The organism is Rhodoferax sp. (assembly GCF_023701345.1).
Lineage (GTDB): Bacteria > Pseudomonadota > Gammaproteobacteria > Burkholderiales > Burkholderiaceae_C > Rhodoferax.
On record NZ_JAMPXE010000040.1, the window covers coordinates 1 to 25,301 of the forward strand.

Consider the following 25,301-nt stretch of genomic DNA (forward strand, 5'->3'; position numbering starts at 1 on the left):
GCCGAACGGATCGCGCCCAGGCCAACCATGCGCGGGCCACCGGGATGCACGCACACCACCTCGTCTTCATCTGCCCAGCATGCCATCAAGCGCTCCAGGTCGGCGTTTTGCAGCGCCTCATAAAAGGCAGTCTCAACCTCATCAGAGGAACCGCCCACGATGGCGGCAATTTTTTTGACTTTGGTCATGTTCGCACTCATTCAGTAGTGGGGCCATTTTGCCGCGCTTTCAAAATACCACTGCGCACCAGCCCAGGACCGTCAGCCGTGGCAACTGCGAGAATCCCTGCTCCTGATTATTACGACGGACGATCCCTGTTTTTCATGCGCCTGCTTGCTTTTGCCCTCCTGATCACGCTGCCCTGGCTCAATCCATTTTCACCCGGGCCGACCGCTGGCATGGTGCCGCTGCTCTTTGCCTGGGGCTGTGTGGCCGGCTTGCTGCTGCTGATCGCAAGCGCCCGCCAACCAGCACCGCGCCTGGACTGGGCGCGCGCCATGGCGGGAGCCTGGCTGATGGCTGCCGGCTTGAGTGCCGTGATCGGCTTGTTGCAGTATTTTGGCGCCTCCGGCTGGTTTGGCATATGGGCCAACCACACCAACCCGGGCGAGGCCTTTGGCAACCTGCGCCAGCGTAACCAGTATGCCAGCCTGATGAACATCGGGCTGGTGGCCTTGTTGTGGTGGGTCGCGCAGCCGTCCCCGCTGCGGCCCCGGTTAGCGCCAGGCCAACTCGGCCTGACGCTGGCGCTGGCCGTGCTGCTGGGTGCCGGCAACGCCGCCTCCTCGTCGCGCACTGGTTTGTTGCAGTTGCTCATGGTGGTGGTTTTGAGCCTGTACTGGCAGCGCCGCACGCGTCATCACAGCGACTCAAGTCAGGCAGGGCAAGCACTGCCATGGGTGCTGTTGACTGCCGTGGCGGCTTACGCAATAGCCACTTGGGCGTTGCCCTGGCTGGCGGGGCTAGACCCCTTGCACAGCGGCGCCTGGGCCCGTTTGCGCGCGGGCGATGCCGTGTGCAGCAGCCGCCTCACCCTGTGGCGCAACGTGCTGCATCTGATCGCCCAAAAACCCTGGCTGGGCTGGGGCTGGGGCGAACTGGACTATGCCCATTTCATCACGCTCTATCCCGGCGCACGTTTTTGCGACATCCTGGACAACGCCCACAACCTGCCCCTGCAACTGGCCGTGGAACTGGGCCTGCCGCTGGCTGTGGTGCTGTGCGGCGGCGGCTTATGGCTGGTCTGGCGCGCCCGGCCCTGGCGCGAGTTGGATCCCAGCCGGCACATGGCCTGGGCGATTCTGGCGGTGATCCTGCTGCACAGCCTGCTCGAATACCCGCTCTGGTACGGCCCGTTCCAGATGGCCGCCGGCTTGTGTGTCTGGCTGTTGCTGCCCGTGGACAACCGGGGCAACAGGACGCTGGCGCCTTACCTGCAGGCGACCCTGGCGGGCATGCTGCTCACCTTGTGCGCGCTGGCCGGCTGGCAATACCATTTGGCGAGTCAAATCTATCTGAGTCCCGAGCAGCGCGCCCCGGCTTACCGGTCAAATACCCTGGACAAAACGCGCCATGTGTGGCTGTTTCAGGACCAGGTGCGCTTTGCCGAGCTCACCCTCACCGACCTGACGCCCGCCAACGCGGCGCAGATGAACCTGCTGGCCAAGGAGATGCTGCATTTCTCGCCCGAGGCAAAAGTGGCCGTGAGCCTGATCGACAGTGCCCGGCTGCTGGGCCGTGATGCCGAAGCCGACTTTTACCTGGCGCGCCTGCAGGTGGCGTTTCCGCAAGCTTATGCTGACTGGCGCAAAACGCTTGACGCGATTGGCCAGTGATTTACAGGTAGGTATTTGTGATCGGCTGAAACTCTACATAGATTAATTGGTAATTAATAAGTGAAAAATCAGTAGTTTCAGTTTTGAAAATTGGCCCTCAGAATTCGTTTCATTGCACTTTGGCAATGAATTTTGAGGACCCCGACATGACATCCAGAACTGCTTCTTTTTCCCGCCGCGCTCTCAATTTCGCCGCAGCCGCCCTGCTGGCTGGCGCTACTTTGGGCGCCAGCGCCCAGCCAGCCGTGACGCTGCTCAACGTGTCCTATGACCCGACTCGCGAACTTTACACCGAGTTCAACGCCGCCTTCACCAAACACTGGAAAACCAAGACCGGCCAGGATGTGACCATCAAGCAATCCCATGGCGGCTCAGGCAAGCAGGCACGCGCCGTGATCGACGGCCTGGAGGCCGATGTGGTCACGCTGGCGCTGGCGGGCGACATTGATGCCATCCACAAAAACGGCGGCTGGATCCCGGCCGACTGGCAAAAGCGCCTGCCGCACAACGCGTCGCCCTACACTTCGACCATCGTGCTGGTGGTGCGCCAGGGCAACCTCAAGGGCATCAAGGACTGGGACGATCTGATCAAACCCGGCATCAGCGTCATCACGCCCAACCCCAAAACCTCGGGTGGCGCGCGCTGGAACTACCTGGCGGCCTGGGAATTTGCCAAGCGCAAGCTCGGCAGTGATGCGCAAGCCAAGGACTTCATCGGCAAACTGTATGCCAACGTGCCCGTGCTTGACAGTGGCGCGCGTGGTTCGTCCATCACCTTTGCCCAGCGCGGTCAGGGCGATGTTTTCATCAGTTGGGAAAACGAAGCCCACTTGCTGGAGAAAGAATTTGGCGGCAAAGTCGACATCATCTATCCGTCCCTGAGCATCCTGGCGGAGCCACCGGTCACCGTGGTCGACAAAAACGTCGACAAAAAGGGCACCCGTGCCGTGGCAACAGCCTATCTGCAATACCTGTACACCGACGAAGGCCAGGATATTGCCGGCAAAAATTTCTACCGCCCGATTTCCGAGAAATTCCAGGCCAAGTACGTCAAGCAGTTGCCCAAGCTCAAGCTGTTCACCATCGACGCAGCCTTTGGCGGCTGGAGCAAGGCAGCCAAGGACCATTTTTCAGATGGCGGTTACTTTGACCAGATTTACCTGAAAAAGTAAAGCCAACGCCGTCACACAAGCAGGATCAGGAAAGACGCGATCATCCGACGCGCCACGCACGCAGAAAACTTACACACATATATGGATATGCACATAATTAAATAAAAAATCAGTTGTTTGTGTTTTAAGAATCAGGGCACACAATCCGTTTTCTTTCAACTTTGACACCGCTCTGCCCCACAACACCATGGTCCCCATCGTCATCATTCCCGGCTGGCGCGATGCGCCACCCGTTCACTGGCAAAACCTGTGGACCGACCAACTGCCGGGTGCGGTGCGGGTACAGCAGAATGACTGGGTGACCCCCCCGCGCAAACCATCCTGGACCAATCCGGAAGCCGGTTTTGGCCCCTGGCCGCTGGGGCTGGCGCTGCTACAGTCCCTGATCGGCGAGGCCAGCGCGCTGCAACACGCCGATCTGGCCGCGGCCTGAAAAAATGGCGCACTGAACACCGACTCACTTCATTTACCTCTGTCTATCTCACAAGGAAACACCATGCAACTCAAACAAAAAATTACCCTGGCCCTTGCCGGCATCGCCCTGACCGCGACCCAGTTTGCCTCAGCGCAAACCCTGCTCAACGCCTCTTACGACGTGTCGCGCGAGTTTTACAAAGACTTCAATACCGCTTTCGTGGCCAACTACAAGAAAACCACCGGCAAGGAGGTCAAGATCGACCAGTCGCACGGCGGCTCCAGCGCGCAGGCGCGTGCCGTCAATGACGGACTGGATGCCGACGTGGTCACCATGAACACCACCACCGATGTCGAATTTCTGGCAACCAGTGGCATCGTCGCCAAGGACTGGACCAAGCGCTTCCCCCACAATGCATCCCCGACCAGCTCGACCATGCTGTTCCTGGTGCGCAACGGCAACCCGAAAGGCATCAAGGACTGGAATGACCTGATCAAGCCCGATGTCAAGGTGATCGTGGTCAACCCCAAGACCGGCGGCAACGGCCGCATGGTCTACCTGGCCGCTTGGGGCTATGTGCGCAAAACCGGCGGCAGCGACGCACAGGCGGCCGAGTTTGTCAGCAAGCTGTTCAAGAACGTGCCGGTGCTGGCCAAGGGCGGGCGCGATGCCACCACCATCTTTTTGCAGCGCAACATTGGCGACGTGCTGATCACGTTTGAATCCGAAGTGGTGTCGGTGGACCGCGAATTTGGCGCTGGCAAGGTCGATGCCATTCACCCGTCGATCAGCATCATTGCCGAAAACCCGGTCGCCGTGGTCGAGCGTACCGTGGCCAAGAAAGGCACGGGCGAGCTGGCCAAGGCCTACCTGAACTACCTGTACTCGGACGAAGCGCAGGAAATTGCCGCCAAACACGGCATCCGCCCAACCAACGCCAAAATCCTGGCCAAATACGCCAGCACCTTCAAGCCGTTGCAGTTGTTCGCAGTGAGCGACTACTTCGGCTCCTTGACGGAGGCGCAAAAAGTGCACTTCAACGATGGCGGCCAGTTCGACAAGATTTACACCGTGAAATAGGTGATCTTGACAGCGCCTAGCAGCGTGCGTTGGGTGTCCAACGTAGCGAAATTAAGGAGGAGGCTCGGGCTTGGCCCGAGCCGGGGGACATTCGCGGAGTTGGATACCCGACGTGCGCTGCGGGTTGTCGCGGTGAACGTACGCAAGCTCTCTTTCCGCAACGATTGACATTCGACAAACATCTATGACCACCGCTGTTCTTTCTGCCCCGCTGGGTGCCGCTGGGTCGCAGCCCAAACGCGCACCCAAACACGTCTTGCCAGGCTTCAATCTGACGCTGGGCTACACGCTGTTTTACCTCAGCCTGATCGTGCTGATTCCACTGTCAGCCCTGCTGTTCAAGACCTTCACCCTGACCTGGGTCGAGTTCTGGGCGGCGGTGGCGAGTCCGCGCGTGCTGGCTTCCTACCGACTGACCTTTGGTGCCTCGTTTCTGGCGGCGCTGTTCAACGTGTTCTTCGGTCTGCTGTTGGCCTGGGTGCTGGTGCGCTACGAGTTTCCCGGCAAGAAAATCATCGATGCGCTGGTGGATTTGCCCTTTGCGCTGCCGACCGCCGTGGCCGGCATCTCGCTCACCGCCTTGCTGGCCGGTAACGGCTGGATTGGCCAGTACCTGGAGCCGCACGGCATCCAGTTGGCGTTCAACCGCAACGGCATCGTGATTGCGCTGATTTTTATCAGCCTGCCGTTTGTGGTGCGCACCGTGCAGCCGGTGCTGGAAGACGCGGAAAAAGAACTCGAAGAGGCCGCCACCTGTCTGGGGGCCTCGCGCTTTCAAACCTTTCGCTACGTGATTTTCCCGAGCATCGCCCCCGCGCTGCTGACCGGCTTTGCCATGGCCTTTGCGCGGGCGGTGGGCGAGTACGGCTCGGTCATCTTCATTGCCGGCAACATGCCCATGATTTCTGAAATTACCCCGCTGATCATCATCGGCAAGCTCGAACAATACGACTATGCCGGTGCCACGGCGGTGGCCACAGTCATGCTGGCCATCTCGTTTGTGTTGCTGCTGGTCATCAACGGCCTGCAAAGCTGGCAGCGCCGCCGCGCCGGGGGCAAGTCATGAACGCACGCACCATTCGCCACGCCAGGGCCGGTACCACCGAGCCCACCTGGGTGCGCTGGGCACTGATTACCCTGGCTTTGGGCCTTGTTTTTTTGTTCCTGCTGCTGCCATTGGCCGCGGTGTTTACCGAAGCCCTGCGCAAGGGCCTGCCCGCCGCGCTGGAGGCGCTGCGCGAGCCCGATGCCTGGAGCGCGATTCGCCTCACGCTCATCACGGCTGCGGTCGCGGTACCACTGAACCTGGCGTTCGGTGTCGCCGCCGCCTGGGCCGTGGCCAAATACGAGTTCAAGGGCAAGGCGTTTCTGACCACGCTGATCGACCTGCCGTTCTCGGTGTCACCGGTGGTGGCGGGCCTGATCTACGTGCTCATGTTTGGCGCGCAAGGCTGGATCGGACCCTGGTTGGCCGAGCACGACATCAAAATTGTGTTTGCCGTGCCCGGCATCATCCTGGCCACCGTGTTCGTCACCTTTCCGTTCATCGCCCGCGAGCTGATCCCGTTGATGCAGGCGCAGGGCACCGAAGAAGAGCAGGCAGCCATCGTGCTGGGCGCCACCGGTTGGCAAACCTTCTGGCATGTGACGCTGCCCAACATCAAATGGGGTCTGGTCTATGGCGTGATCTTGTGCAACGCGCGCGCCATGGGCGAGTTTGGCGCGGTGTCGGTGGTGTCGGGCCACATCCGCGGCCAGACCAACACGCTGCCGCTGCATGTCGAGATTTTGTACAACGAATACCAGTCGGTGGCCGCCTTTGCCGTGGCCTCACTGCTGGCCTTGCTGGCCCTGCTGACGCTGCTGATCAAGTCGGCTGTGGAGTGGCAATTTGAGCGCGACCAGAAAGCCGCTGCGGCGCTGCCGCCGGAGCGCCCCGCCACACTGTCTGCCATCGCACCCACCCCCTAACAAGCAACACACCATGAGCATCGAAATCCGCAATGTCAGCAAAGACTTTGGCAACTTCCACGCCCTGCGCAATGTCGATCTCGACATCGAATCCGGCGAACTGGTGGCCCTGCTTGGGCCATCGGGCTGCGGCAAGACCACGCTGCTGCGCATCATCGCCGGGCTGGAAACGGCTGACCAGGGACACATTTTGTTCAACGGCACGGACACCACCGACAAGCATGTGCGCGAGCGCAATGTGGGCTTTGTGTTTCAGCATTACGCGCTGTTTCGGCACATGAGCGTGTTTGACAACGTCGCCTTTGGCCTGCGCATGAAGCCCAGGGCGACGCGCCCGTCAGAGACCGTGATCAAGCAAAAGGTGCACGACCTGCTGGGCCTGGTGCAACTGGACTGGTTGGCCGACCGCTACCCGTCGCAGCTCTCGGGCGGCCAGCGCCAGCGCATCGCCCTGGCGCGCGCACTCGCGGTGGAGCCGCAGGTGCTGCTGCTCGATGAGCCTTTTGGCGCGCTCGATGCCAAGGTGCGCAAGGAACTGCGCCGCTGGCTGCGCCGCCTGCATGACGACCTGCATGTGACCAGCATTTTTGTCACCCATGACCAGGAAGAGGCGCTGGAGGTGTCCGACCGCGTGGTGCTGATGAACGCCGGCAAGGTGGAGCAGATTGGCTCACCGCAGGATGTGTGGGACCACCCGGCGAGCCCATTTGTCTATGGCTTTCTGGGCGATGTGAACCTGTTCCATGGCCGCGCGCATGAGGGCGAGATGCTGATCGGCGAGGACCACCATGGTTTGCGCCTGGCCACGCCGGAGCACAGCGAGGTGCAGGACAGCAAGGCCTTTGCCTATGTGCGCCCGCACGACCTCGATGTGCAGCCTTATGTGGTGGGCGCCAGCGCCGCCGAGCAACCGCGCGGCATCGTCGCCAAACTCACCCGCGCCATGGTGATCGGACCCATTGCCCGTTTGGAACTGTTGCCTTTGGACAGCTCGGCCAGCGGCAGCGGCGAGATCATTGAGGCACAAATTCCGTCCCAACATTACCGCGAACTCGGTTTCAAGGAAGGCGACACGCTGGTGCTGACACCGCGTCGGGCCCGTGTCTTCGTGGCTTCCTGACAGGCGCTAGACAGACGTTACCATCCGGAGAGTGCGGGTAACTTTTCAACAACGCAAGGAGCTACGTCATGTCCCAATCCTGGAAATTCGAGACCAAATCCGTCCATGCCGGTTACAGCCCGGACCCCACCACCAAAGCGGTTGCGGTGCCGATTTACCAGACGGCGGCGTATGCCTTTGACAGCGCCCAGCATGGTGCCGACTTGTTTGACCTGAAGGTGCCGGGCAACATCTACACCCGCATCATGAACCCGACCAATGATGTGCTGGAGCAGCGCGTGGCCGCACTCGAAGGCGGCATTGCGGCGCTGGCGCTGGCCTCGGGCCAGGCCGCCGTGACCTATGCCATCCAGACCATTGCCGAGGCCGGCGACAACCTCATTGCCAGCACCGCGCTCTATGGCGGCACCTACAACCTGTTTGCGCACACGCTGCCGCTCTCAGGCATCACCACGCGCTTTGCCGACCCGCGCGACCCGGCCAGTTTCGAGCCGCTGTTTGACGACAAGACCAAGGCGGTGTTCATCGAATCCATCAGCAACCCGCAGGGCACCGTAACCGACATTGCCGCCATTGCGGCAATAGCTCACCGCCATGGCGTGCCGCTGATTGTCGACAACACGGTGGCCACGCCCTACCTGCTGCGCCCGTTCGAGCACGGCGCCGACATCATCGTGCATTCGCTCACCAAGTACATGGGCGGCCACGGCACCAGCATTGCCGGCGCGATTGTGGACTCGGGCAAATTCCCTTGGGGCCAGCACAAGACCAGGTTCAAGCGCCTCAACGAGCCCGACCAGAGCTACCACGGTGTGGTCTACACCGAGGCGCTGGGCCCGGCCGCCTACATTGGCCGCGCCCGCGTGGTGCCGCTGCGCAATACCGGCGCGGCACTGTCGCCATTCAATGCGTTTTTGATCCTGCAAGGGATCGAAACCCTGAGCCTGCGCATGGACCGCATCAACGACAACACGCTCAAGGTGGCGCAATTCCTGCAGGCGCATCCGAAGGCCGCCTGGGTCAATTACGCTGGCTTGCCCAGCCATCCCGACCATGCGCTGGCGCAAAAATACCTGGGCGGCAAGGCCTCGGGCCTGCTCACATTTGGCGTCAAGTCAGCGCCTGGCGAAGGTCGCAAGGCAGGCGCCGCGTTCCTCGACGCGCTGCAACTGTTCACGCGTCTGGTTAATATCGGGGACGCCAAGTCGCTCGCCACGCATCCCGCCTCCACCACGCACCGCCAGTTGTCACCGGCAGAACTGGTGAAAGCAGGTGTCTCCGAAGATGCCGTGCGCCTGTCGATTGGCATTGAGCACATTGACGACTTGTTGGCAGATCTGGCACAGGCGCTGGCTGCCGTTTAAACCGCTGAACGCCAGCTTGCCGGGGGCATTGGCAAGCAGCCCAATGCCCCCGGCTGCCTTGCGTTGTGGCCAAGGGAGACACCATGAATGATCGGATCAACCAGTTGCTGGCCCAGATGGCCGCGCTGGAAGCGGACTTGAAAGAGGCCGTTTACGAGCAGCAAAGCCGGATGTTTTTCCAGATCAAGGGCAAGCGGGTGGAGTTCGAGGGCTCAATCAAGGCGGCACACCGCAAGCTCAAAACGAACTTCTTCCGCTGGCTGGTCACCAACCGGCCGCAGAACCTGATCACCGGCCCGATCATCTACAGCATGATTTTTCCGCTCATGCTGCTGGACCTGTGCGTGAGCTTTTACCAGTGGAGTTGTTTTCCGATTTACGGCATCACCAAAGTGCGCCGCAGCGACTACCTGGTGTATGACCGCGCGCAACTGGGCTACCTCAATTTCATCGAAAAATTTCACTGTTTCTACTGCGAATACGGCAACGGGCTGATGGGCTACATGCGGGAGATCCTGGCCCGCACCGAAGCCTATTTTTGCCCGATCAAGCATGCCCACAAAATCCTGGGCACGCATGGCCACTACAACCGGTTTCTGGATTACGGCGATGCCGCCGACTATGAGGCCCGGCTGGAGGAATTTCGCCAAGCCTTGGGTAAGTTGAAATAAGCTTCGAGGGCAAAGCGCTTTGTCGTCACTGCGAGCGCAGCGTGGCAGTCCATGCATTCAAAAGTCATGGATTGCTTCACTTTGTTCGCAATGACGCGTCTAGTTCACTTATTGCGCCGCGCTGCGCCGGTTCAACAACGCATACAGCACGATGGCGCCAAAGGTGGCGGTACCGATGCCACCCAGCGCGAAGTCGCCAAACTTGAGGGTGAAGTCGCCGGTGCCCAGAATCAGCGTGATGGCGGCCACGATCAGGTTTTTGTTGTCAGAAAAATCCACCTTGTTTTCGACCCAGATGCGCGCACCGGCCACCGCAATCAGGCCGAACACCACAATGCTCACACCGCCCATCACCGGCAGCGGAATGGTCTGAATGACCGCGCCGAACTTGGGGCTGAAGCCCAGCACCACGGCCAGCAAGGCCGCCACCAGGAACATGGCGGTCGAATAAATCTTGGTGGCGGCCATCACGCCAATGTTCTCGGCGTAAGTGGTGACGCCGGTGCCGCCGGCGCTGCCGCTGACCATGGTGGCGACGCCGTCGCCAATGAAGGCGCGGCCCATGTAAACGTCCAGGTTCTTGCCGGTCATGGCGGTCACGGCCTTGATGTGGCCCAGGTTTTCAGCCACCAGGATGATGGCCACCGGCGCAATCATCAGCATGGCCCTGGAGTCAAACACCGGCGCGGTAAAGCCGGGCATGCCAAACCAGGCGGCGTTAAACAGGCTGCTCAAGTCCATCGGCTTGCCCAGGCCCAGACCGTTGGTCAGCACGGCGTAAAGGATGCTGGCCACCAGCAGCCCGACCAGAATCAGCAGGCGCTGCACCATGCCGCGGGTGAACACGGCCACCAGCGCCACACAAATGAAAGTGGCGGCCTGCATCCAGCTGTCAAAGTTGCTGGCCGCCATGTTTTTGATCGGCACGCCCGCCAGGTTGAGGCCGATCACGGCCACCACCGAACCGGTCACCACCGGCGGCATGAGTTTTTCGATCCAGCCGGTGCCCGACACCTGCACCAGCAGGCCAATGGCGGTGTAGAGCGCACCACAGGCAATGATGCCGCCCAGCGCCACGCCCATGTTGGCGTTCAGGCCCTGACCGGCGTAGCCGGTGGCAGCAATCACCACGCCAATGAAAGCAAAGCTGGACCCCAGGTAGCTCGGCACCTTGCCGCCGGTGATGACAAAAAAGATCAGCGTGCCGATGCCGCTCATCAGAATCGCCAGATTGGGGTCGAAGCCCATCAGGATCGGCGCCAGCACGGTCGCGCCAAACATGGCGATCACATGCTGCATGCCCATCACGGTGGTTTGCGCCCAGGGCAAGCGCTCATCCGGAGCAATCACGCCGCCCTGGCGCAGGATATCGGGGCTTTTTTCAGTCCAGTCAAATAAGCTCATGGGGGTCCTTGTTGTTGCGGTCAGAGTGAGCGTCAATGGTCATCTTGCATGACCACACGCTCAAGGCTGAATTGTGTCACGCCGGGTGTATAACCTAGGCCCCTTCACGGTAATCACAACAAGGAATCTCAGACATGGGCGCGCAGTGGAAAGCAAAAGGTAAGGAATTGGCCGCAAATGCCAAGGGCCGTATTTTCGGAAAATTGTCCAAGGACATCATGCTGGCGGCCCGCAGCGGCGCCGACCCCACCGCCAACTCGCGTCTGCGGCTGTTGGTGGAGCAGGCGCGCAAGGCCTCCATGCCCAAGGACACACTGGACCGCGCCATCAAGAAAGGCGCCGGACTCACCGGCGAGGTGGTCAATTTTGAACGGGTAATTTACGAGGGCTTCGCCCCGCACCAGGTGGCCGTCATGGTCGAATGCCTGACCGACAACCTGAACCGCACGGCGCCCGAGATGCGCGTGTTATTTCGCAAGGGTCAGCTGGGCACCTCGGGCTCGGTGGCCTGGGACTTTGACCATGTCGGCATGATCGAGGCCGAACCCACCAGCAAAGACGCCGATGCCGAACTGGCCGCCATCGAGGCCGGCGCCCAGGACTTCGAACCGGGCGAGGAAGACGGCAACACGCTGTTCCTGACCGACCCCTCCGACCTTGATCTGGTGAGCCGGGCCCTGCAGGCGCAGGGCTTCAACGTGCTGTCAGCCAAGCTGGGCTACAAGCCCAAGAACCCGGTTGACCCCAGCAGCTTGAGCCCGGCGCAGCTTGAGGAAGTGGAAGCCTTTCTGGCCGCCATTGATGACAATGACGACGTGCAAAATGTCTACGTCAGCCTGGCAGACGCAGCCTGACCAGGCGGGGCCGCACGGCGAGCTTACTTGAACCCGACCCGATCGAGCATTTGCTGCACCTTGATCTGGTTCATGCCGACCGCACTGATCGGCACCAGTTCACGCTTGAAACTGCCACCTGACATCGCCTGCAGGGCCGGGTTGTCAAACTGCACGCCCTTGGCCGCCGGCCACTCGTTGTTGCCATCGGCGAAATGTTTCTGGGCGGATGGACTGACCAGATACTCTAAAAATTTGACGGCGTTATCCTGGTTTTTGGCATAGCGTGCTACCGCGCCGCCGGCAATGTTGACGTGGGTGCCCCAGCTGGCCTGGTTCGGGAACACCACCTTGACTTTGCTGGCAACCGCCTGGTCTTCGGGCTTGCTTGATCGCATCAGGCGCGCCAAATAATACGAGTTAGTGACGGCCACGCCGCATTCGCCCGAGGCGACGCCCTTGATCTGGTCGGTGTCGCCGCCTTTGGGAGAACGCGCCATGTTATCGACCAGGCCCTTGAGCCAGACTTCGGTTTTGGCCGGCCCCAGGTGCTCGGTCATGGCGCCAAACAGGCTCAGGTTGTAAGGGTGGGAGCCCGAGCGGATGCAGAGCTGGCCCTTGAGCTTGGGGTCGGCCAGTTTTTCGTAACTGTCAACGTCAGCGGCGCTGACCTTGCTCGCGTCATAGACCACCACGCGCGCCCGGGTTGACAGGCCGAACCAGGGCGTGCCGCCGTCGTCGGACGGCTTGGCGCGCAAATTGGCAGGAATGGCTTGTTCGAGAACTTTGGACTTGACGGGCTGGAACAGGCCATCAACTTCGGCGCGCCACAAACGCGCCGCGTCCACCAGCAAAATCACATCCGCCGGGGACGCACTGCCCTCGGCCTTGAGGCGCGCCAGAATACCGGCGTCATCGGCATCGACGCGGTTGATCTTGATGCCGGTGGCTTGCGTGAACTGGCTGTACAGCGCCTCGTCGGTGGGGTAGTGCCGTGCCGAATAAAGATTCAGAACAGGATCCGCCGCCTGCGCCATACCCATGCTCAAACCAAGAATTGCCAAGGAAAATTTACCGAAAGAGCGAACCATGAAAAAAACTCCGCAAGTGAAAGAATGACACGAGTATATCTCAAATACGAATCATTCTCATTGTGACTTGCCGCGGTGTTTTTATTTTTTGAATGGGCAGGCGTTTTTGATGCAGCGGGCGTAAAGACTCAGTGAATGGTCTTCAATCTCATAGCCTTGGGCCTTGGCAATTTTTTTCTGGCGCGCTTCGATCTCGGCGTCAAAGAACTCCTCGACCCGGCCACAGTCCATGCAGACAATGTGATCATGGTGGTGGCCTTCGTTCAATTCAAAAACAGCTTTGCCGTTTTCAAAGTTGCTGCGACTCAGAATACCCGCCTGTTCAAATTGCGTCAGCACGCGGTAGACCGTGGCCAGTCCAATGTTGGTGTGGTCGGCCAGCAGGATTTTGTAAACGTCTTCAGCGCTCATATGCCGCTGCTGAGCGTGTTGAAACAGCGCCAGAATGGTTTGGCGTGGCCCGGTCACTTTAAGGCCAGTGTCTTTGAGCATGTGCGTTTTTTCGTTCATGGGAATGGTCTGGTTTGGTTGGTGGGTGAACGATCATCTTCGCTCGGTTCGGCCAGGTCAACTTATACCAAAATCCGGCGGTCTCGGCACGCAACCCGTCAATGGTATGGTTAGCCCATGAAAATTCACATTGATCATCTGGTCGTCATGGCCAACACCCTGGAACAAGGGGTGCAGTGGTGCGAAGCCACGCTGGGCGTCACCCCCGCACCCGGCGGTGAGCACGCGCAATACGGCAGCCACAACCGCCTGTTCAAAATTGCCACGCCCAGCCACCCGCTGGCTTATTTTGAAATCATTGCCATCAATCCGGCTGCCAAACGGCTGGCCAATGCGACTGCCAGGCGCTGGTTTGACATGGACGAGGCGGCGCTGCAAGCCGCCGTTGCGATGGAACCGCGCCTGATCCATTTTGTGGCCAACACCGATGACATCCAGGCCGCCCGCGCCGCCTTGAAAGCGCAAGGCATCGAGCGTGGACCGGCCGTGCAGGCCAGCCGCCATTCACGCCGCGGGGTGTTGCAGTGGCAGATCACCGTGCGTGAAGACGGTCAGCGCCTCTTCAACGGTGCATTGCCGAGCCTGATCCAGTGGGGCAAAACCGGCGATGCCGAGCCGCTGCGCCTGCACCCGCGCAACAGCCTGCCACGCTCGGGCGTGTCGCTGCAAAGCCTGGCTGTGACGCACCCGAGCGCCGACAAGTTGCAAGCCGCCTATGAGGCCATCGGGCTCGACAGCGTTGCGGTCGAGCCCGGCCCGGCCAATTTGAGCGCGACCCTGCACACGCCCAAGGGCACTGTCGTGTTGCAAAGCCACGGCATTTAGCGATTTCCTTGCGTCAAAGAAACTTCGCCGCTGGCGTGCTCATGGCTGTTCTCCCGGCGCAGGCGTCGGCGGCCTGCCACGGGCCAGGGTGTGCTGCGCGAGCCGAACCACCGGCGCATCAACCATGCGGCCATCGAGGCGAAACACGCCACCACCGGCCGCGGCTAAAGCCGCCATCACGCGTTGCGCCCACGCCAACTCGGCGGCGTCCGGTGCAAAGGCGGCATTCACCAGCGCCACCTGCGCCGGGTGAATGCAGAGCTTGCCGCCAAAACCACCGCGGCGGCTGCGCGCCGCGTCGGCCTGCAGCTGAACGCTGTCCTGCGTGCCGGGCGTGACGCCGTCCACCGGCGCTGGCAGGGCGGCGCGGCGCGAGGCCAGCAACAGCGCCAGGCGCACCGGCATCAGTTCGGCCTCGTCGGCATCGCAGGCCAGGCCGGCATCGGCCTGGAAGTCCAGGTTGCCAAACGCCAGGCGCTGCACCTGCGGTGCCAGCGCCAGCGCATTGATGCCATCCAGCCCAAGGACCGATTCGACCTGCGGCAGCAAGCCGCAGTCGGGCCCCACAGCACCGGCAACGCACTGCAGATCGGAAATGGTTTCGGCTTTCGGCACCATCACACCGGCCAAACCCTGTTGCCCGAACAACCGGAGCAGCTTAAGGTCGTCTTCAAACCAGGGCGTGCCGCTGGCATTGATGCGCACCAACAAGCGCCCGCGCTCGGGCCCGGAAAAACCGCCAAATGCATCGGCCAGCTGGTCGCGTGCCGCCGCCTTGTCGTCCGCCGCAACAGCGTCTTCCAGGTCGATGATGACGACATCCGCCCCCGATGCCAGGGCCTTGGCAAACCGGTCGGGCCGGTTTGCCGGCACGAACAGGAAGGAACGCGCCAGCGCCAGCACAGACCGCGCGCTCATGCCCGCGGCTCCAGCAAGTCGCCCACGCGCGGCCATTGCGCCACGCCCCACAACGCATCCACCGCCGCCTGCATTTCAGCGGCTGTGGCGCCACCGCTGAAGGCGGCCAGGCGCAAGGCCTTGGCGGTGATTTCGTCGCGGCTCAGCGTGTTGCCAGGGTCGCCCTTGGGCTCTTCGACCCGGCCCGTCAAAACACGACCATCGCGGGTGTGCACCGTCACCTTGCCGATCCAGCGCCGGGGGTAGGCGCCGTCCACCTCGGCGTCGAGCACCATCGTCACGCGGTCACGCAGGGCCTGGGTCAGGTCGTCGCTGAAATGCTGCTCGAACTCCACCAGTCCGGCATGGCCGAAGCGCGCCACCAGCGCCAGCACCGTGCCCATGGAGAATTTGCTCTGGTGCACGGTGCTTGGCTTGACGACCGGCCCCAGCACGTCGATCGCGCCCTGGTGCACCTGCGTGACCACGCGTTCCAGATCGACGGGCGCAAGGCCGTGCCGCTGCATCACCTGCAGCAAGGCATCGGCCGCCGGATGGGTGTGGCGGCAGGAGGCGTGGTACTTGAACGAGGTCTCGGCCGTGGCCCATCGGCTGCCGAGACCGTCGGTGAGCCGCGCCGGATCGGCGTCGCTCGACATGCCGGCCGCCATGCCCTGCGGGCCCTCGAAAATCTGCGCCGCCCCGGTAAAGCCATCCTGCGCCAGATAGGCCGCCATCAGGCCGGCGGCGGCGGCATGGGCGGTGTGCAGTTGCTTGCTGTCGGCAGCGGTGCGCAAAAACTCCCACAGGCCGGCTGACTGGGTGCCGGCCGAGCCAAAGGCGTGCTGCATTTGCGCCGCATCCAGTCCGAGCAGGTTGCCGACCGCAGCAGCCGAAGCCAGGGTGCCGGCGGTGCCGGTGGTATGGAACACCTTGTAGTGCGAGCGGCCGAGAAACTCGCCAACCCGGATGCCGACCTCGTAACCGGCCACCGCCGCTGTCAGCAACTGCTGGCCGTTGGCGCCGATGGCCTGCGCCACCGCCAGCGCGGCCGGAAACACCACCGTGGCCGGATGGAACACCGAGCCGTTGTGGACGTCGTCCTGCTCCGCCACGTGCGAGGCGGCGGCATTGGCCATGGCGGCCAGATACGGGCTGCTGCGCGCGCGATGGATGATGACCTCACTCGGGCCGGCGGGTGGCGTGTCGCAGCCCGGCGCGGCCTGCGGTCCCATGCTGAGTGCAAAGCGCGTGATGCTGTCCACCGGGCGCGCACCGTGGCCGGCCACGGCCGAGCCGAACCAGTCGACCAGCAGGTCTTCTGTCTTGCGCACCACGGCGACGGGAATGGCGGCAAAGCGCAGCTGGGCGGCAAAGGCGGCGAGTTGGGCGGAGGGAGAGTCCATGGCGGTTATCTTTTTAAAAACGTTCAAATTGCGCCGCACGCGCGCAGGTCAGCGATGGCGGTCTGGTCGTGGCCCAGCTCACGCAAAATGGCTTCGGTGTGCTGGCCCACTGCCGGGATCGGGTCCATGCGGTAGTCAAAGGCATTGCTGCGCCCCGGCGGCAGCAGGGCCGGGATGTCGCCGGCCGGTGTGTGCACCACCTGCCAGCGCTGGCGCGCCTGCAGTTGCGGGTGCGCCCACAGGCCGGCCATGTCGTTCATGCGGGCGTTGGCGATTTGCGCCTGGTCCAGCCGCGCCAGCACCTGCCCGGTGCTGAGTTGGCCAAAGACGGCCAGGATCAACGCCTTGAGCGCCTCGCGATGTGTGTTGCGGCGGGCGTTGCTGTCAAAGCGCGTATCGCTGGCCAGCGCAGCGTCCTGCAGCACCAACTCGCAAAACAGCTTCCATTCGCGCTCGTTCTGTAGGCCCAGCATCACGGTGCCGCCGTCGCCGGCCTGGAACGGACCATAGGGGTAGATGCTGGCGTGCGCGGCGCCGGTGCGCGGCGGCGGCGGCGCGCCGTCAAAGGCGTAATACAGCGGGTAGCCCATCCACTCGGCCAGCGATTCGAGCATCGAGACGTCGATGTGGCTGCCCAGTCCGGTCTTGCCGCGCAGCAACAGCGCCGACAGCACGCTGGTGTAGGCGTACATGCCGGCGGCAATGTCGGCCACCGAATTGCCGGCCTTGCTCGGCGAATCGGGCGTGCCGGTGACCGACAGGAAACCGGCTTCGCTCTGGATCAGCAGGTCATAGGCCTTTTTGTCGCGGTAAGGGCCGTCCTCGCCATAACCGGAGATGTCGCAAACAATGAGCTTCGGGTGGGCAAGCTTCAGCGCCTCGAAGGACAGCCCCATGCGCGCGGCCGCGCCGGGGGCCAGGTTTTGCACCAGCACATCGGCCTGGCCCAGCAGCTGCTTCAGCATCGCCAGCGCACCCGGCTGCTTGAGGTCAAGCGTCAGGCTTTCCTTGGAGCGGTTGGTCCAGACAAAGTGCGAGGCCTGGCCTTTGACGCGGCTGTCATAGGCGCGGGCAAAGTCGCCACTGCCGGGGCGCTCGACCTTGATCACGCGGGCGCCGAGGTCGGCCAGCTGGCGCGTGCAGAACGGGGCGGCGATGGCGTGTTCCAGGGAAACGACGGTGATGCCGTCAAGCGGTCGTGTCATATTGATCCTTCGCTAATTTGAAATCGTCATCGCGAGGAGCGCAGCGACGTGGCGATCCATGAACAGATGCCGTCATTGCGAACGCAGTGAAGCAATCCATGACTTCCGAATGCATGGATCGCCGCGCTTCGCTCGCGATGACGGAGACAAGCTCATGGTCCGTGTGCGGTATCACCCAGATACGGCGGGCTCGCAATGACAGCATGGAGTGCATTGTCAAAAAGACCTTGGCAAGCCGAGGATGTGCTCGGCCACGTAGGAATAAATCAGGTTGGTCGAGATCGGTGCCACCTGGTACAGCCGGGTCTCACGGAACTTGCGCTCGACGTCGTACTCGTTGGCAAAACCAAAACCGCCGTGGAACTGGATGCAGGCATTGGCCGCTTCCCAGCTGGCCTTGGCCGCCAGGTACTTGGCCATGTTGGCCTGAGCGCCGCAGGGCTGGCCGGCGTCAAACAGTTCGCAGGCCTTGTAACGCATCAGGTTGGCGGCTTCGACTTCCATGTAGGCGTCGGCGATCGGGAACTGCACGCCCTGGTTCTGGCCGATCGGGCGGCCAAACACCACGCGTTCGCTCACGTATTTGGTGACCCGGTCAAGGAACCAGTAGCCGTCGCCAATACATTCGGCGGCGATCAGCGTGCGCTCGGCGTTGAGGCCGTCGAGGATGTACTTGAAGCCCTGGCCTTCCTGGCCGATCAGGTTCTCTGCCGGGATTTCCAGGTTCTCGAAAAACAGCTCGTTGGTCTCGTGATTGACCATGTTGGGGATCGGGCGCACCGTCATGCCGGATTTTTCCGCCTGGCGCAGATCGACCATGAAGATCGACATGCCCTCGGACTTCTTCTTGACCTCGGCCAGCGGCGTGGTGCGCGCCAGCAGGATCATCCAGTCGGAGTGCTGCACGCGCGAGATCCAGACCTTCTGGCCGTTGACCACATAGCGGTCCCCCTTTTTGACGGCGGTGGTCTTGATCTTGGTGGTGTCGGTGCCGGTGCTGGGCTCGGTCACGCCCATCGACTGCAAGCGCCATTCGCCGCTGGCAATTTTGGGCAGGTACAGTTCTTTTTGCGCGGTCGAGCCGTGGCGCAAGAGCGTGCCCATGTTGTACATCTGGCCGTGGCAGGCGCCCGAGTTGCCGCCGCTGCGGTTGATCTCTTCCATGATCACCGAGGCCTCGGCCAGGCCCAGGCCGGAGCCGCCATACTCCGCCGGGATCAGCGCCGCCAGCCAGCCGGCCTGGGTCAGGGCATCGACAAAAGCCTCCGGGTAGCCACGCTGCTCGTCGATCTTGCGGTGGTATTCGTCAGGGAACTCGGCGCACAGGGCGCGCACGGCGTCGCGGATGTCCTGGTACTGGTCGGGGGCGGTCTTGATCATGGCGTCTCTTGTTGGTTGTCGGTAAAAGTCGGTCAGGCGAGTTCGGCGCTGCCCTGCATGGTCAGCCAGCCCTCGTGGTCCTGCGCCCAGAGCCTGATGGTTTTGCCGTCGCCGGACGGCTGGCCGTTAAGCCGAAACGGGTGCAGGTCAAACGTCGGGCGCAGCGCCTTGAAATTGAATGACTTGATGAAAGCATCCGGCGCGTGCCGGCGCACCAGGTCAACCAGCAGCGTGGCGATCAGCGGGCCGTGCACGATCAGGCCGGGGTAGCCCTCGACTTCGGTCACGTATTGGCGGTCGTAGTGGATGCGGTGGCCGTTGAAGGTGAGCGCCGAGTAGCGGAACAGCAGCACGGCATCCGGCACGATCTCGCGCTGCCAGGGCGCACCCGCTTCAGCGGTAATGGGCGGCGGCACCGGGTCACTGGCCTGTGCTGCGGCGCGGTAAACGATGTCGTGCTCTTCGCTCAGGGCCAGACCTTGGGCGTTGTGCACCGCATGCTGCACCAGCACAAACAGCAGGTCACCGCTGCGCCCGGCCTTGTGCGTGACCGACGCGATGCGCGAGTTGCGTTGCACGGCGTCACCCACCCGCAACGGGTTGTCTGGTCGCCATTGCAAGCGGCCACCGGCCCACATGCGCCGGGGCAACGGCACCGGCGGCAGAAAACCGCCGCGCCGGGCATGGCCATCGGGGCCAATCTCACTTTGCCGGTGCTGCGGCAAAAAATACAGCCAATGCCACAACGGCGCCAACACCGTGCCGGACACTGGCAGGGCGTCTTCCCGGTCCAGCGTGGCACTGAGCGCGCGCACCGGTGCTGCGGTGATGTCATCGCTCAGGGTTTCGGTTTTCCCAACCCAGCTTTGCAGATGGGCCAGCGTGGCGGCGTCGAGGGTGCGGATGTCTTGGGTCATGGTAAGAGGCGGTCAGGCCTGCATTTGTCGGCTTCAGTGGTTGTATGGTCGCTCTGGCGATGGGCCAGCACAATCACTGATTTCAGAACCGGCGCTTCGGATTTTTCGAAGGCTTGCCGCCTGATCCACGCAGCATCAGGCCCGAGCATTTCCAACTGCGGTTTCGCCAAAGGGTGGGTTACAAAAATACCAACACATCCACGGCGCAGACAGCCCCTAAACTGTGCTGTCTTAGCCTCAGGAGAATGCTGTGAAGATTCGTGCCGCCGTGCTGGAAACCATTGGGGCGCCCGCGCCCTACGCCCAAAGTCTGCCGCTCAGGATTCGCCAGGTCGAACTCGACCCGCCAGGCCACGGCGAGGTGCTGGTCCGCATCCGTGCGGCCGGCCTGTGCCACTCCGACCTGTCGGTCATCTCGGGCGACCGGCCACGACCGGTGCCGATGGTGCTGGGCCATGAATCAGCGGGCGAAGTGGTCGAATGCGGCGCCGGCGTCACCGACCTGAAAACAGGCGATCGGGTGGTGCTGGTGTTCATGCCCAGTTGCGGCTGCTGCATGCCGTGCATGGAAGGCCGGCCCGCCCTGTGCGAGCCGGGGGCGGACAGTAGGCGGGCGTCGCCCGCCGATAGGTCGTCCGTGTCGATCAGTCAGGGCGCATGACCGACACCCTCATCTGTGATTTTCTTCAAAAGATCCTCGAATCATCGATGCTTGTCCCGAAAGCACACTGAGCAGCCGGCAAGTGGTGTGTGGCTGATACTTTGAGCGTTCATTCAGCCGCAAGCGACGAGTCTGACGAGCGGGATGTCTACTACCTGCTCGTCATGCTTGTTTGAGTCCATTTGAGACTCAGCAGCAAAAACAGTAAGGAATCGACTGGCAGCGCGTCGGTTCGCTTGCGTAGTAAAAGCAAATGCCTGCAGGTTGGTTTGGCCCCCGTGAAAGGTCGGAGTTTGAACCACACAATTGGTTACATCTTTGCCCCGGCATTCCCTGGCTTCGGTGCGGCAGCGCACCCATAATTGGCGTAAACAGTGTTAATTAAACTGTTCGACAAGGGGCCGTTCCATGGGTTTGATTTCAACGCCAACTTCTGAGCGCACCTTGCTGGTCATTGCCAGCGACAAGGCAAACATGCAGATCATGACGCAATTGATCGCCAGGCGCGACGACTTGAATCTGATCACAGCCGTCAGCGGCATGGAAGGCATGAAACTGGCAGACACTTCTCTGCCGGAGGTTGTCGTCCTGGACACGGGACTTTCAGATATTTGCGCCAGAGAGGTATTGAAGGGCTTGCGTGGGAATCCCGTGACATCGCATATTCCCGTCATTGCCGTGTCGTCGGACGCACATCCAGCACAAATTCAAGCGGGTCTGCAAGCCGGGTTCTATCGGTACCTGACCAAACCCTACAAATTGACCGATCTCCTGGATGCCATTGATTGTTCGTTGAGTTATTGCCTGGGAAATCTTACTCGTGTCCTCACCGGCCCTGCTTGCTTCGTCAGCGTATGCCAACAACTGCCCGCACGAGATGAAAGCGATTGATGGATGGCAGACGCCGGGCCTGCGCACGGCCCAGAAAAGTGGCGGTCAGGTGACTAAGCTTGCGGGGGAATCCGCAAGTTTTGACCTGGGTAAATACGATCCGGATCTTTCAGCATGGGCTTGTTGGCCTCGAAAATCGCGGTGTATTTATTGGCGTCACCGTACATTTCTTTTGAAATTTTTGAAAGTGTGTCGCTGTTTTTGACCGTGTAAAAACGCGAGGCTTCTGACGCGGTGTTGACGGTCATTTGATCGCTGACTTTTTCAACCGAACCGACGTTACCGCAGCACAGCACAATTTTTTCGCGTGTCGCCTGGTCGGCTGCTGCTCCCGAGACCGTGACGGTCATGGACGCGCCGTCATAGGCGACCGCCAGATTTTGTGCATCCAGATGCTGGGTTTTGATGTAGGCCAGAATCGCATCAGCGGCCTTTTGATTGAGCGCAGCAAGGTCCGCCGGTGCTGCCGCAGCAACCGCATCAGGCTTGCCCAGGTTAAATAGTTTTTCGCCGGCTTCTTTGATGAAGGAAATGAGACTCATATTTCAGCACTCCAATGGGTGAGGGAAGTTTTTTTGCCGGATTACGGCTTGCTTTGCGTCGTGTTCGCTGGCGGCCTGTTCAGTCAATCAACTGGCAGAATACAAGCGGGACAAGTCGCCGATGCAGTCTAGACCCGAGCTGCCTGCCGACTTTGTTCGATATCGAACATACCCTGACAATTCAGGGCAATGTCATCATGCGGGACAGCGTTGGCCGGGTCCTTGGCAAATGTCAGACGACAAGCACAAGCGTGGAAAATGCTGCTCCATGGCCAATAAGGATTTGGGCTGAATAACTCCAATTGAAAGGCATCCCATGAAGTTCATCTACGGCATCCTGATCATTCTGGCAGTGGCCGGCTTGAGCCTTATTGTTGCGGGCCAGACCGGTTTTCTAATCGGTCAAGTGCCGCAGAACCTGGGCGTGGTGGATGGCAAACTCAGCCCCCCTTCCGCCACACCAAACAGTGTGACCAGCCAGGCTGATCTGTATCCGGAGCATCCGCAAAAAAACTATTCCAAGATCGCGCCACTCACTTACATGGGCGATGCCGACGAAGCAATGCAAACGCTCGCCGCCGTACTGGCCAGCAGTGAGGGCACAGTGGTGGTGAAAAATGAAGCCGGCTACATCTACGCACAAAACACCACCGCATTGCTGCGCTTCACCGACGATCTTGAATTCTGGCTGGACCGTGCCAACAACGCCATCCAAGTCCGTTCGGCCAGCCGAATCGGCAAAAGCGATTTGGGCAAGAACAGGAAGCGGATAGAAAGCATTCGTGAAAGCTTCAACCGTGCGCTAACTGCACGTTGACTGGCCAAACAATCAATCTTTCTGTTGATTATCTGAGGGGATTTCATCTACCGATTCGGCTCCAGCCCGAAGGTGCATGTGCCTTTACATGTGTGCGTAGTCGATGTGGCAGTCATCGCTTTTTTGCGTGCCTTGTACTCGGTTAGCAATCCTTTGGCTCGGTCGATGTCACGTTGCTGGCCCGCTTGGTGCCGCCGCCAATGAGAACAATGAGGATGTCGCTCTTTTTGGCGAGGTGAATCCGGTAGCCTGGCCGCCTGACGAAAGAGTCAAAAGGCAGCTTCAGCGTGCGGTGGTGAGGTCTTGTGGACGCGAACAGGCCAGATGAATAGCCCCACCGCTGCCATACCGGCCACGAGCAGACCGAGGTCGGATTTGACATCCAGGAGGAAGGCGGCCTGACTCCCCACCAAGGACCAAAGGATGGGCACAGCGAGGACTGCACGCAGGCCCGTGCCCGATGCGAGCGCAAGCACACCGATCGTGAAGATGGCGGTTGGGCACGGCAGACCGAAGGTGGGAAGTTCAGGATACCCATGCCCCGCCAGCGTGGACAAAACGGGGTAGACGATAAGCGCGAAGGCGAGCAGGGCGATCCCGAGACCCGTACGAACGCTCCTGACGAAGGCAAACTCGAGGCGGTTGCGAATCACGCCTTGCCACACGAACAGAAGACCTCCAACGATGGATAGCACGCCGAATCCGTATGCCGCAGGATTGATGCGCGCAAAGAACGTCAGGTGGTAAACGGCGCCAAGCCAAATCCAGAACAAGGCCAGGATGGCTGACACTGCCAGCCCGGACCAGGGACGCCGAAGCGCAATGAAAATGACGGTCAGCACCGCAAGCAGGACAAGGAGAATCTGCCCAGGCCAGACGGTGCTGTTGTAAAGCCGGAAGACGCCAAAGAACTGCTCAACAGTGAAGGGGAGTTGCATAGTCGTTTCTGAAGACTAGCAACTGTATACCGCAAAAGCTACGGAATAATCTGAACACGACAGGACGGACACACGAACATCAGTCCGCCGGATTCTGGTACCGCCCTCAAACCGTGCGCGCGCCGTCCACCGGAAACTCGACGCCGCTGATGAATTCGGCGTCATCGCTGCCCAGGTAAACCGCCGCGCGGGCAATGTCCTTGGGCTCGGACAGGCGCCCCAGCGGAATGGTGGCGATGAACTTCTGGCGGTTTTCCGGCGTGTCGGGCATGCCCATGAAGGATTCGAGCAAACCGGTGGCGCCCATCACCGGGCAGATCGCGTTGACGCGGATCTTGTCCGGCCCGAGTTCCACCGCGTGCGTCATGTGAAAGATTGACTTGACGTTGATGTTGTAGACGCGGTCAAAGGTGGCCTCGTCCACGTCCAACAACGGCTGGTTCTTGTGCGTCCAGCCGGCGTTGTTGACGACGATGTCGAGGCGGCCAAATTGGGCCACCGTGGCGGCCACCAGCGCGTCGATGTCGGCCCGTTGGGTCACGTCGCAGCTCACGGCGATGGCATTGACACCCAAGGCGTCGGCCACGCCCTGGGCGCCGCCAATCTGGCCCAGGCCGCCGAGCGCGCCAAGCGCACATCCCACCGAGATCGTCAGCCAGGTGACGCGCCCGGTGTTGACGCCCATGGCGGTCGCCACCTCCCGGTGATGGGTGACGGCCGTGACCTGGCGACCCAGCGCGGTGCGCCCCAGATCATGCGCTGCAGGTCTTCCAGCACCATGAAGGCGGCAAAGGTCACCAGCAACTGCAGAATCGGGTCTTTGTCAAGGATGCGGCGCAGCAGGGCGAACTCCAGCACCGTGCCCAGCAGCCCGAGCGTGGCGGCGAAATAGCCACCCCAGGCATAGAGGCTGCCATGCGCAATATTGAGGATGCGCATGACGCCAAAGATCAGCGTCAACCCCAGCGCCACCATGGCAGTCAAAGTCGTCAGTCGCTTCTGCTGTCTCCTGTTGGTTTAAGTAAGTGGTAATCGTCGCTTTTCGGGCTTGCGGGCACAATCACTCATTTTTAAACCAGCACTTCGGAAATTCCGAAGATCACAGGGTTTACGCTAGCATTCGATTTGCCATGCACTTTGATCTGAAAGACCTGAAACTATTTGTCTGTGCCGCCGACGAAGGCAGTTTGACGCGTGCTGCCGAACGCCAGCATCTGTCGCTGGCAGCGGCGAGCACGCGCGTCAAATCACTCGAAGCCCAGTCCGGGCAAACGCTGCTCTACCGGGAGGCGCGCGGCGTGCGCCTGACGCCGCCCGGTGAAGCGTTTCTGCACCACGCACGCGGCGTGCTGCGGC

Annotated in this window: 26 protein-coding genes and 2 pseudogenes; 15 read left to right on the forward strand and 13 right to left on the reverse strand. The window is 61.4% G+C overall.

The genetic code is table 11. From position 1 onward, the window contains the following. A partial coding sequence (locus NDI87_RS07505; protein ID WP_296274393.1) for a nuclear transport factor 2 family protein occupies nucleotides 1-188 on the reverse strand: 188 nt, incomplete at its 3' end. A gap of 78 nt (nucleotides 189-266) precedes the next feature. Here NDI87_RS07505 and NDI87_RS07510 point away from each other — a divergent pair. The 9 genes and pseudogenes from NDI87_RS07510 to NDI87_RS07550 all read left to right on the forward strand — a co-directional run bounded on the left by NDI87_RS07510 (nucleotide 267) and on the right by NDI87_RS07550 (nucleotide 9,628). Further along, entirely contained in the window at nucleotides 267-1,835 is a 1,569-nt protein-coding gene (locus tag NDI87_RS07510) for a Wzy polymerase domain-containing protein (RefSeq protein ID WP_296274395.1), read from the forward strand. 146 nt (nucleotides 1,836-1,981) lie between these two features. Beyond that, a complete protein-coding gene (locus tag NDI87_RS07515; protein ID WP_296274398.1) occupies nucleotides 1,982-3,007 on the forward strand; it encodes a sulfate ABC transporter substrate-binding protein in 1,026 nt (341 codons plus the stop codon). 187 nt (nucleotides 3,008-3,194) lie between these two features. Then, a pseudogene (locus NDI87_RS07520) lies at nucleotides 3,195-3,332 on the forward strand (alpha/beta hydrolase); the annotation flags it as partial. Nucleotides 3,333-3,503: 171 nt separating this feature from the next. Next, nucleotides 3,504-4,502, forward strand: a complete 999-nt coding sequence (locus tag NDI87_RS07525; protein ID WP_296274399.1) for a sulfate ABC transporter substrate-binding protein — start codon at nucleotides 3,504-3,506, stop codon at nucleotides 4,500-4,502. Between the two features lie 184 nt (nucleotides 4,503-4,686). After that, nucleotides 4,687-5,568 (forward strand): sulfate ABC transporter permease subunit CysT, encoded by an 882-nt coding sequence (gene cysT, locus NDI87_RS07530; RefSeq protein WP_296274401.1) that lies wholly within the window; start codon nucleotides 4,687-4,689, stop codon nucleotides 5,566-5,568. Next, nucleotides 5,565-6,473 carry a sulfate ABC transporter permease subunit CysW gene (gene cysW, locus NDI87_RS07535; protein ID WP_296274403.1) on the forward strand — a complete coding sequence of 303 codons (909 nt, stop codon included), beginning with the start codon at nucleotides 5,565-5,567 and terminating at the stop codon, nucleotides 6,471-6,473. The genes cysT and cysW overlap by 4 nt, the downstream gene beginning before the upstream one ends. 13 nt (nucleotides 6,474-6,486) lie before the next feature. Next, entirely contained in the window at nucleotides 6,487-7,593 is a 1,107-nt protein-coding gene (locus NDI87_RS07540; RefSeq protein ID WP_296274405.1) for a sulfate ABC transporter ATP-binding protein, read from the forward strand. 68 nt (nucleotides 7,594-7,661) lie between these two features. Next, nucleotides 7,662-8,957 (forward strand): aminotransferase class V-fold PLP-dependent enzyme, encoded by a 1,296-nt coding sequence (locus NDI87_RS07545; protein WP_296274408.1) that lies wholly within the window; start codon nucleotides 7,662-7,664, stop codon nucleotides 8,955-8,957. Between the two features lie 83 nt (nucleotides 8,958-9,040). Beyond that, nucleotides 9,041-9,628: a hypothetical protein gene (locus NDI87_RS07550; protein WP_296274410.1), complete on the forward strand. Its 588-nt coding sequence runs from the start codon at nucleotides 9,041-9,043 to the stop codon at nucleotides 9,626-9,628. A 108-nt stretch (nucleotides 9,629-9,736) separates the two neighbouring features. Here the strand turns inward: NDI87_RS07550 and NDI87_RS07555 are convergent, their stop codons facing one another. After that, nucleotides 9,737-11,032 (reverse strand): solute carrier family 23 protein, encoded by a 1,296-nt coding sequence (locus NDI87_RS07555; protein WP_296274412.1) that lies wholly within the window; start codon nucleotides 11,030-11,032, stop codon nucleotides 9,737-9,739. Nucleotides 11,033-11,166: 134 nt separating this feature from the next. Here NDI87_RS07555 and NDI87_RS07560 point away from each other — a divergent pair, with 134 nt between their 5' ends. Continuing rightward, on the forward strand, nucleotides 11,167-11,886 hold the full coding sequence (locus tag NDI87_RS07560) for a YebC/PmpR family DNA-binding transcriptional regulator (protein ID WP_296274413.1): 720 nt from the start codon (nucleotides 11,167-11,169) through the stop codon (nucleotides 11,884-11,886). Between the two features lie 23 nt (nucleotides 11,887-11,909). On the opposite strand, the gene NDI87_RS07565 is transcribed toward NDI87_RS07560, so the two are convergent. Both NDI87_RS07565 and fur read right to left on the reverse strand, forming a co-directional pair. Next, nucleotides 11,910-12,908: an extracellular solute-binding protein gene (locus NDI87_RS07565; protein ID WP_296274437.1), complete on the reverse strand. Its 999-nt coding sequence runs from the start codon at nucleotides 12,906-12,908 to the stop codon at nucleotides 11,910-11,912. A 129-nt stretch (nucleotides 12,909-13,037) separates the two neighbouring features. Continuing rightward, the gene (gene fur / locus NDI87_RS07570; protein ID WP_296274414.1) at nucleotides 13,038-13,466 is read right to left on the reverse strand and encodes a ferric iron uptake transcriptional regulator; all 429 of its coding nucleotides are present in this window, start codon (nucleotides 13,464-13,466) and stop codon (nucleotides 13,038-13,040) included. A 117-nt stretch (nucleotides 13,467-13,583) separates the two neighbouring features. On the opposite strand from fur, the gene NDI87_RS07575 reads away from it, so the two are divergent. Next, nucleotides 13,584-14,291 carry a VOC family protein gene (locus NDI87_RS07575; RefSeq protein WP_296274416.1) on the forward strand — a complete coding sequence of 236 codons (708 nt, stop codon included), beginning with the start codon at nucleotides 13,584-13,586 and terminating at the stop codon, nucleotides 14,289-14,291. 39 nt (nucleotides 14,292-14,330) lie between these two features. Here NDI87_RS07575 and NDI87_RS07580 read toward each other — a convergent pair whose 3' ends face one another. The 5 genes from NDI87_RS07580 to NDI87_RS07600 all read right to left on the reverse strand — a co-directional run bounded on the left by NDI87_RS07580 (nucleotide 14,331) and on the right by NDI87_RS07600 (nucleotide 20,096). Next, complete coding sequence (locus tag NDI87_RS07580) at nucleotides 14,331-15,209, reverse strand: CoA ester lyase (RefSeq protein WP_296274417.1); 879 nt, start codon at nucleotides 15,207-15,209, stop codon at nucleotides 14,331-14,333. Continuing rightward, the gene (locus tag NDI87_RS07585) at nucleotides 15,206-16,594 is read right to left on the reverse strand and encodes an MmgE/PrpD family protein (RefSeq protein WP_296274419.1); all 1,389 of its coding nucleotides are present in this window, start codon (nucleotides 16,592-16,594) and stop codon (nucleotides 15,206-15,208) included. Before NDI87_RS07585 ends, NDI87_RS07580 begins: the two co-directional genes overlap by 4 nt. 23 nt (nucleotides 16,595-16,617) lie before the next feature. Then, nucleotides 16,618-17,799 carry a CaiB/BaiF CoA-transferase family protein gene (locus tag NDI87_RS07590; RefSeq protein ID WP_296274421.1) on the reverse strand — a complete coding sequence of 394 codons (1,182 nt, stop codon included), beginning with the start codon at nucleotides 17,797-17,799 and terminating at the stop codon, nucleotides 16,618-16,620. Between the two features lie 216 nt (nucleotides 17,800-18,015). Further along, on the reverse strand, nucleotides 18,016-19,179 hold the full coding sequence (locus tag NDI87_RS07595; RefSeq protein ID WP_296274425.1) for an acyl-CoA dehydrogenase family protein: 1,164 nt from the start codon (nucleotides 19,177-19,179) through the stop codon (nucleotides 18,016-18,018). A gap of 32 nt (nucleotides 19,180-19,211) precedes the next feature. Next, nucleotides 19,212-20,096 (reverse strand): MaoC family dehydratase N-terminal domain-containing protein, encoded by an 885-nt coding sequence (locus NDI87_RS07600; protein ID WP_296274427.1) that lies wholly within the window; start codon nucleotides 20,094-20,096, stop codon nucleotides 19,212-19,214. 250 nt (nucleotides 20,097-20,346) lie between these two features. Between NDI87_RS07600 and NDI87_RS07605 the strand changes: the two are divergent. Then, nucleotides 20,347-20,697, forward strand: a pseudogene (locus NDI87_RS07605) (alcohol dehydrogenase catalytic domain-containing protein); the annotation flags it as partial. Nucleotides 20,698-21,165: 468 nt separating this feature from the next. Beyond that, entirely contained in the window at nucleotides 21,166-21,648 is a 483-nt protein-coding gene (locus NDI87_RS07610) for a response regulator (protein WP_296274429.1), read from the forward strand. A gap of 53 nt (nucleotides 21,649-21,701) precedes the next feature. On the opposite strand, the gene lysM is transcribed toward NDI87_RS07610, so the two are convergent. Then, a complete protein-coding gene (gene lysM / locus NDI87_RS07615; RefSeq protein ID WP_296274431.1) occupies nucleotides 21,702-22,190 on the reverse strand; it encodes a peptidoglycan-binding protein LysM in 489 nt (162 codons plus the stop codon). Between the two features lie 316 nt (nucleotides 22,191-22,506). Here lysM and NDI87_RS07620 point away from each other — a divergent pair, with 316 nt between their 5' ends. Beyond that, nucleotides 22,507-23,007, forward strand: a complete 501-nt coding sequence (locus tag NDI87_RS07620; RefSeq protein ID WP_296274432.1) for a DUF1499 domain-containing protein — start codon at nucleotides 22,507-22,509, stop codon at nucleotides 23,005-23,007. Between the two features lie 269 nt (nucleotides 23,008-23,276). On the opposite strand, the gene NDI87_RS07625 is transcribed toward NDI87_RS07620, so the two are convergent. The 3 genes from NDI87_RS07625 to NDI87_RS07635 all read right to left on the reverse strand — a co-directional run bounded on the left by NDI87_RS07625 (nucleotide 23,277) and on the right by NDI87_RS07635 (nucleotide 24,920). After that, nucleotides 23,277-23,945, reverse strand: a complete 669-nt coding sequence (locus NDI87_RS07625; RefSeq protein ID WP_296274433.1) for a DUF6064 family protein — start codon at nucleotides 23,943-23,945, stop codon at nucleotides 23,277-23,279. Between the two features lie 106 nt (nucleotides 23,946-24,051). Continuing rightward, nucleotides 24,052-24,630: an SDR family oxidoreductase gene (locus NDI87_RS07630; protein WP_296274434.1), complete on the reverse strand. Its 579-nt coding sequence runs from the start codon at nucleotides 24,628-24,630 to the stop codon at nucleotides 24,052-24,054. Further along, the gene (locus tag NDI87_RS07635; RefSeq protein ID WP_296274439.1) at nucleotides 24,597-24,920 is read right to left on the reverse strand and encodes a hypothetical protein; all 324 of its coding nucleotides are present in this window, start codon (nucleotides 24,918-24,920) and stop codon (nucleotides 24,597-24,599) included. The genes NDI87_RS07630 and NDI87_RS07635 overlap by 34 nt, the downstream gene beginning before the upstream one ends. Nucleotides 24,921-25,075: 155 nt before the next feature. Here NDI87_RS07635 and NDI87_RS07640 point away from each other — a divergent pair. Further along, nucleotides 25,076-25,301 (forward strand): LysR family transcriptional regulator (locus NDI87_RS07640; protein ID WP_296274436.1); only part of this gene is annotated, 226 nt, incomplete at its 3' end.

Coding starts and splice junctions, on each gene's coding strand:
- NDI87_RS07560 (WP_296274413.1), top strand. CDS start 11,167: ATGGGCGCGCAGTGGAAAGCAAAAGGTAAGGAATTGGCCGCAAATGCC.
- fur (WP_296274414.1), bottom strand. CDS start 13,466: ATGAACGAAAAAACGCACATGCTCAAAGACACTGGCCTTAAAGTGACC.
- NDI87_RS07595 (WP_296274425.1), bottom strand. CDS start 19,179: ATGATCAAGACCGCCCCCGACCAGTACCAGGACATCCGCGACGCCGTG.
- NDI87_RS07550 (WP_296274410.1), top strand. CDS start 9,041: ATGAATGATCGGATCAACCAGTTGCTGGCCCAGATGGCCGCGCTGGAA.
- NDI87_RS07555 (WP_296274412.1), bottom strand. CDS start 11,032: ATGAGCTTATTTGACTGGACTGAAAAAAGCCCCGATATCCTGCGCCAG.
- NDI87_RS07565 (WP_296274437.1), bottom strand. CDS start 12,908: ATGGGTATGGCGCAGGCGGCGGATCCTGTTCTGAATCTTTATTCGGCA.
- NDI87_RS07620 (WP_296274432.1), top strand. CDS start 22,507: ATGAAGTTCATCTACGGCATCCTGATCATTCTGGCAGTGGCCGGCTTG.
- cysT (WP_296274401.1), top strand. CDS start 4,687: ATGACCACCGCTGTTCTTTCTGCCCCGCTGGGTGCCGCTGGGTCGCAG.
- NDI87_RS07600 (WP_296274427.1), bottom strand. CDS start 20,096: ATGACCCAAGACATCCGCACCCTCGACGCCGCCACGCTGGCCCATCTG.
- NDI87_RS07525 (WP_296274399.1), top strand. CDS start 3,504: ATGCAACTCAAACAAAAAATTACCCTGGCCCTTGCCGGCATCGCCCTG.
- NDI87_RS07590 (WP_296274421.1), bottom strand. CDS start 17,799: ATGACACGACCGCTTGACGGCATCACCGTCGTTTCCCTGGAACACGCC.
- cysW (WP_296274403.1), top strand. CDS start 5,565: ATGAACGCACGCACCATTCGCCACGCCAGGGCCGGTACCACCGAGCCC.
- NDI87_RS07630 (WP_296274434.1), bottom strand. CDS start 24,630: ATGGGCGTCAACACCGGGCGCGTCACCTGGCTGACGATCTCGGTGGGA.
- NDI87_RS07575 (WP_296274416.1), top strand. CDS start 13,584: ATGAAAATTCACATTGATCATCTGGTCGTCATGGCCAACACCCTGGAA.
- NDI87_RS07610 (WP_296274429.1), top strand. CDS start 21,166: ATGGGTTTGATTTCAACGCCAACTTCTGAGCGCACCTTGCTGGTCATT.
- NDI87_RS07580 (WP_296274417.1), bottom strand. CDS start 15,209: ATGAGCGCGCGGTCTGTGCTGGCGCTGGCGCGTTCCTTCCTGTTCGTG.
- NDI87_RS07635 (WP_296274439.1), bottom strand. CDS start 24,920: ATGGTGGCGCTGGGGTTGACGCTGATCTTTGGCGTCATGCGCATCCTC.
- NDI87_RS07585 (WP_296274419.1), bottom strand. CDS start 16,594: ATGGACTCTCCCTCCGCCCAACTCGCCGCCTTTGCCGCCCAGCTGCGC.
- NDI87_RS07545 (WP_296274408.1), top strand. CDS start 7,662: ATGTCCCAATCCTGGAAATTCGAGACCAAATCCGTCCATGCCGGTTAC.
- NDI87_RS07515 (WP_296274398.1), top strand. CDS start 1,982: ATGACATCCAGAACTGCTTCTTTTTCCCGCCGCGCTCTCAATTTCGCC.
- lysM (WP_296274431.1), bottom strand. CDS start 22,190: ATGAGTCTCATTTCCTTCATCAAAGAAGCCGGCGAAAAACTATTTAAC.
- NDI87_RS07540 (WP_296274405.1), top strand. CDS start 6,487: ATGAGCATCGAAATCCGCAATGTCAGCAAAGACTTTGGCAACTTCCAC.
- NDI87_RS07625 (WP_296274433.1), bottom strand. CDS start 23,945: ATGCAACTCCCCTTCACTGTTGAGCAGTTCTTTGGCGTCTTCCGGCTT.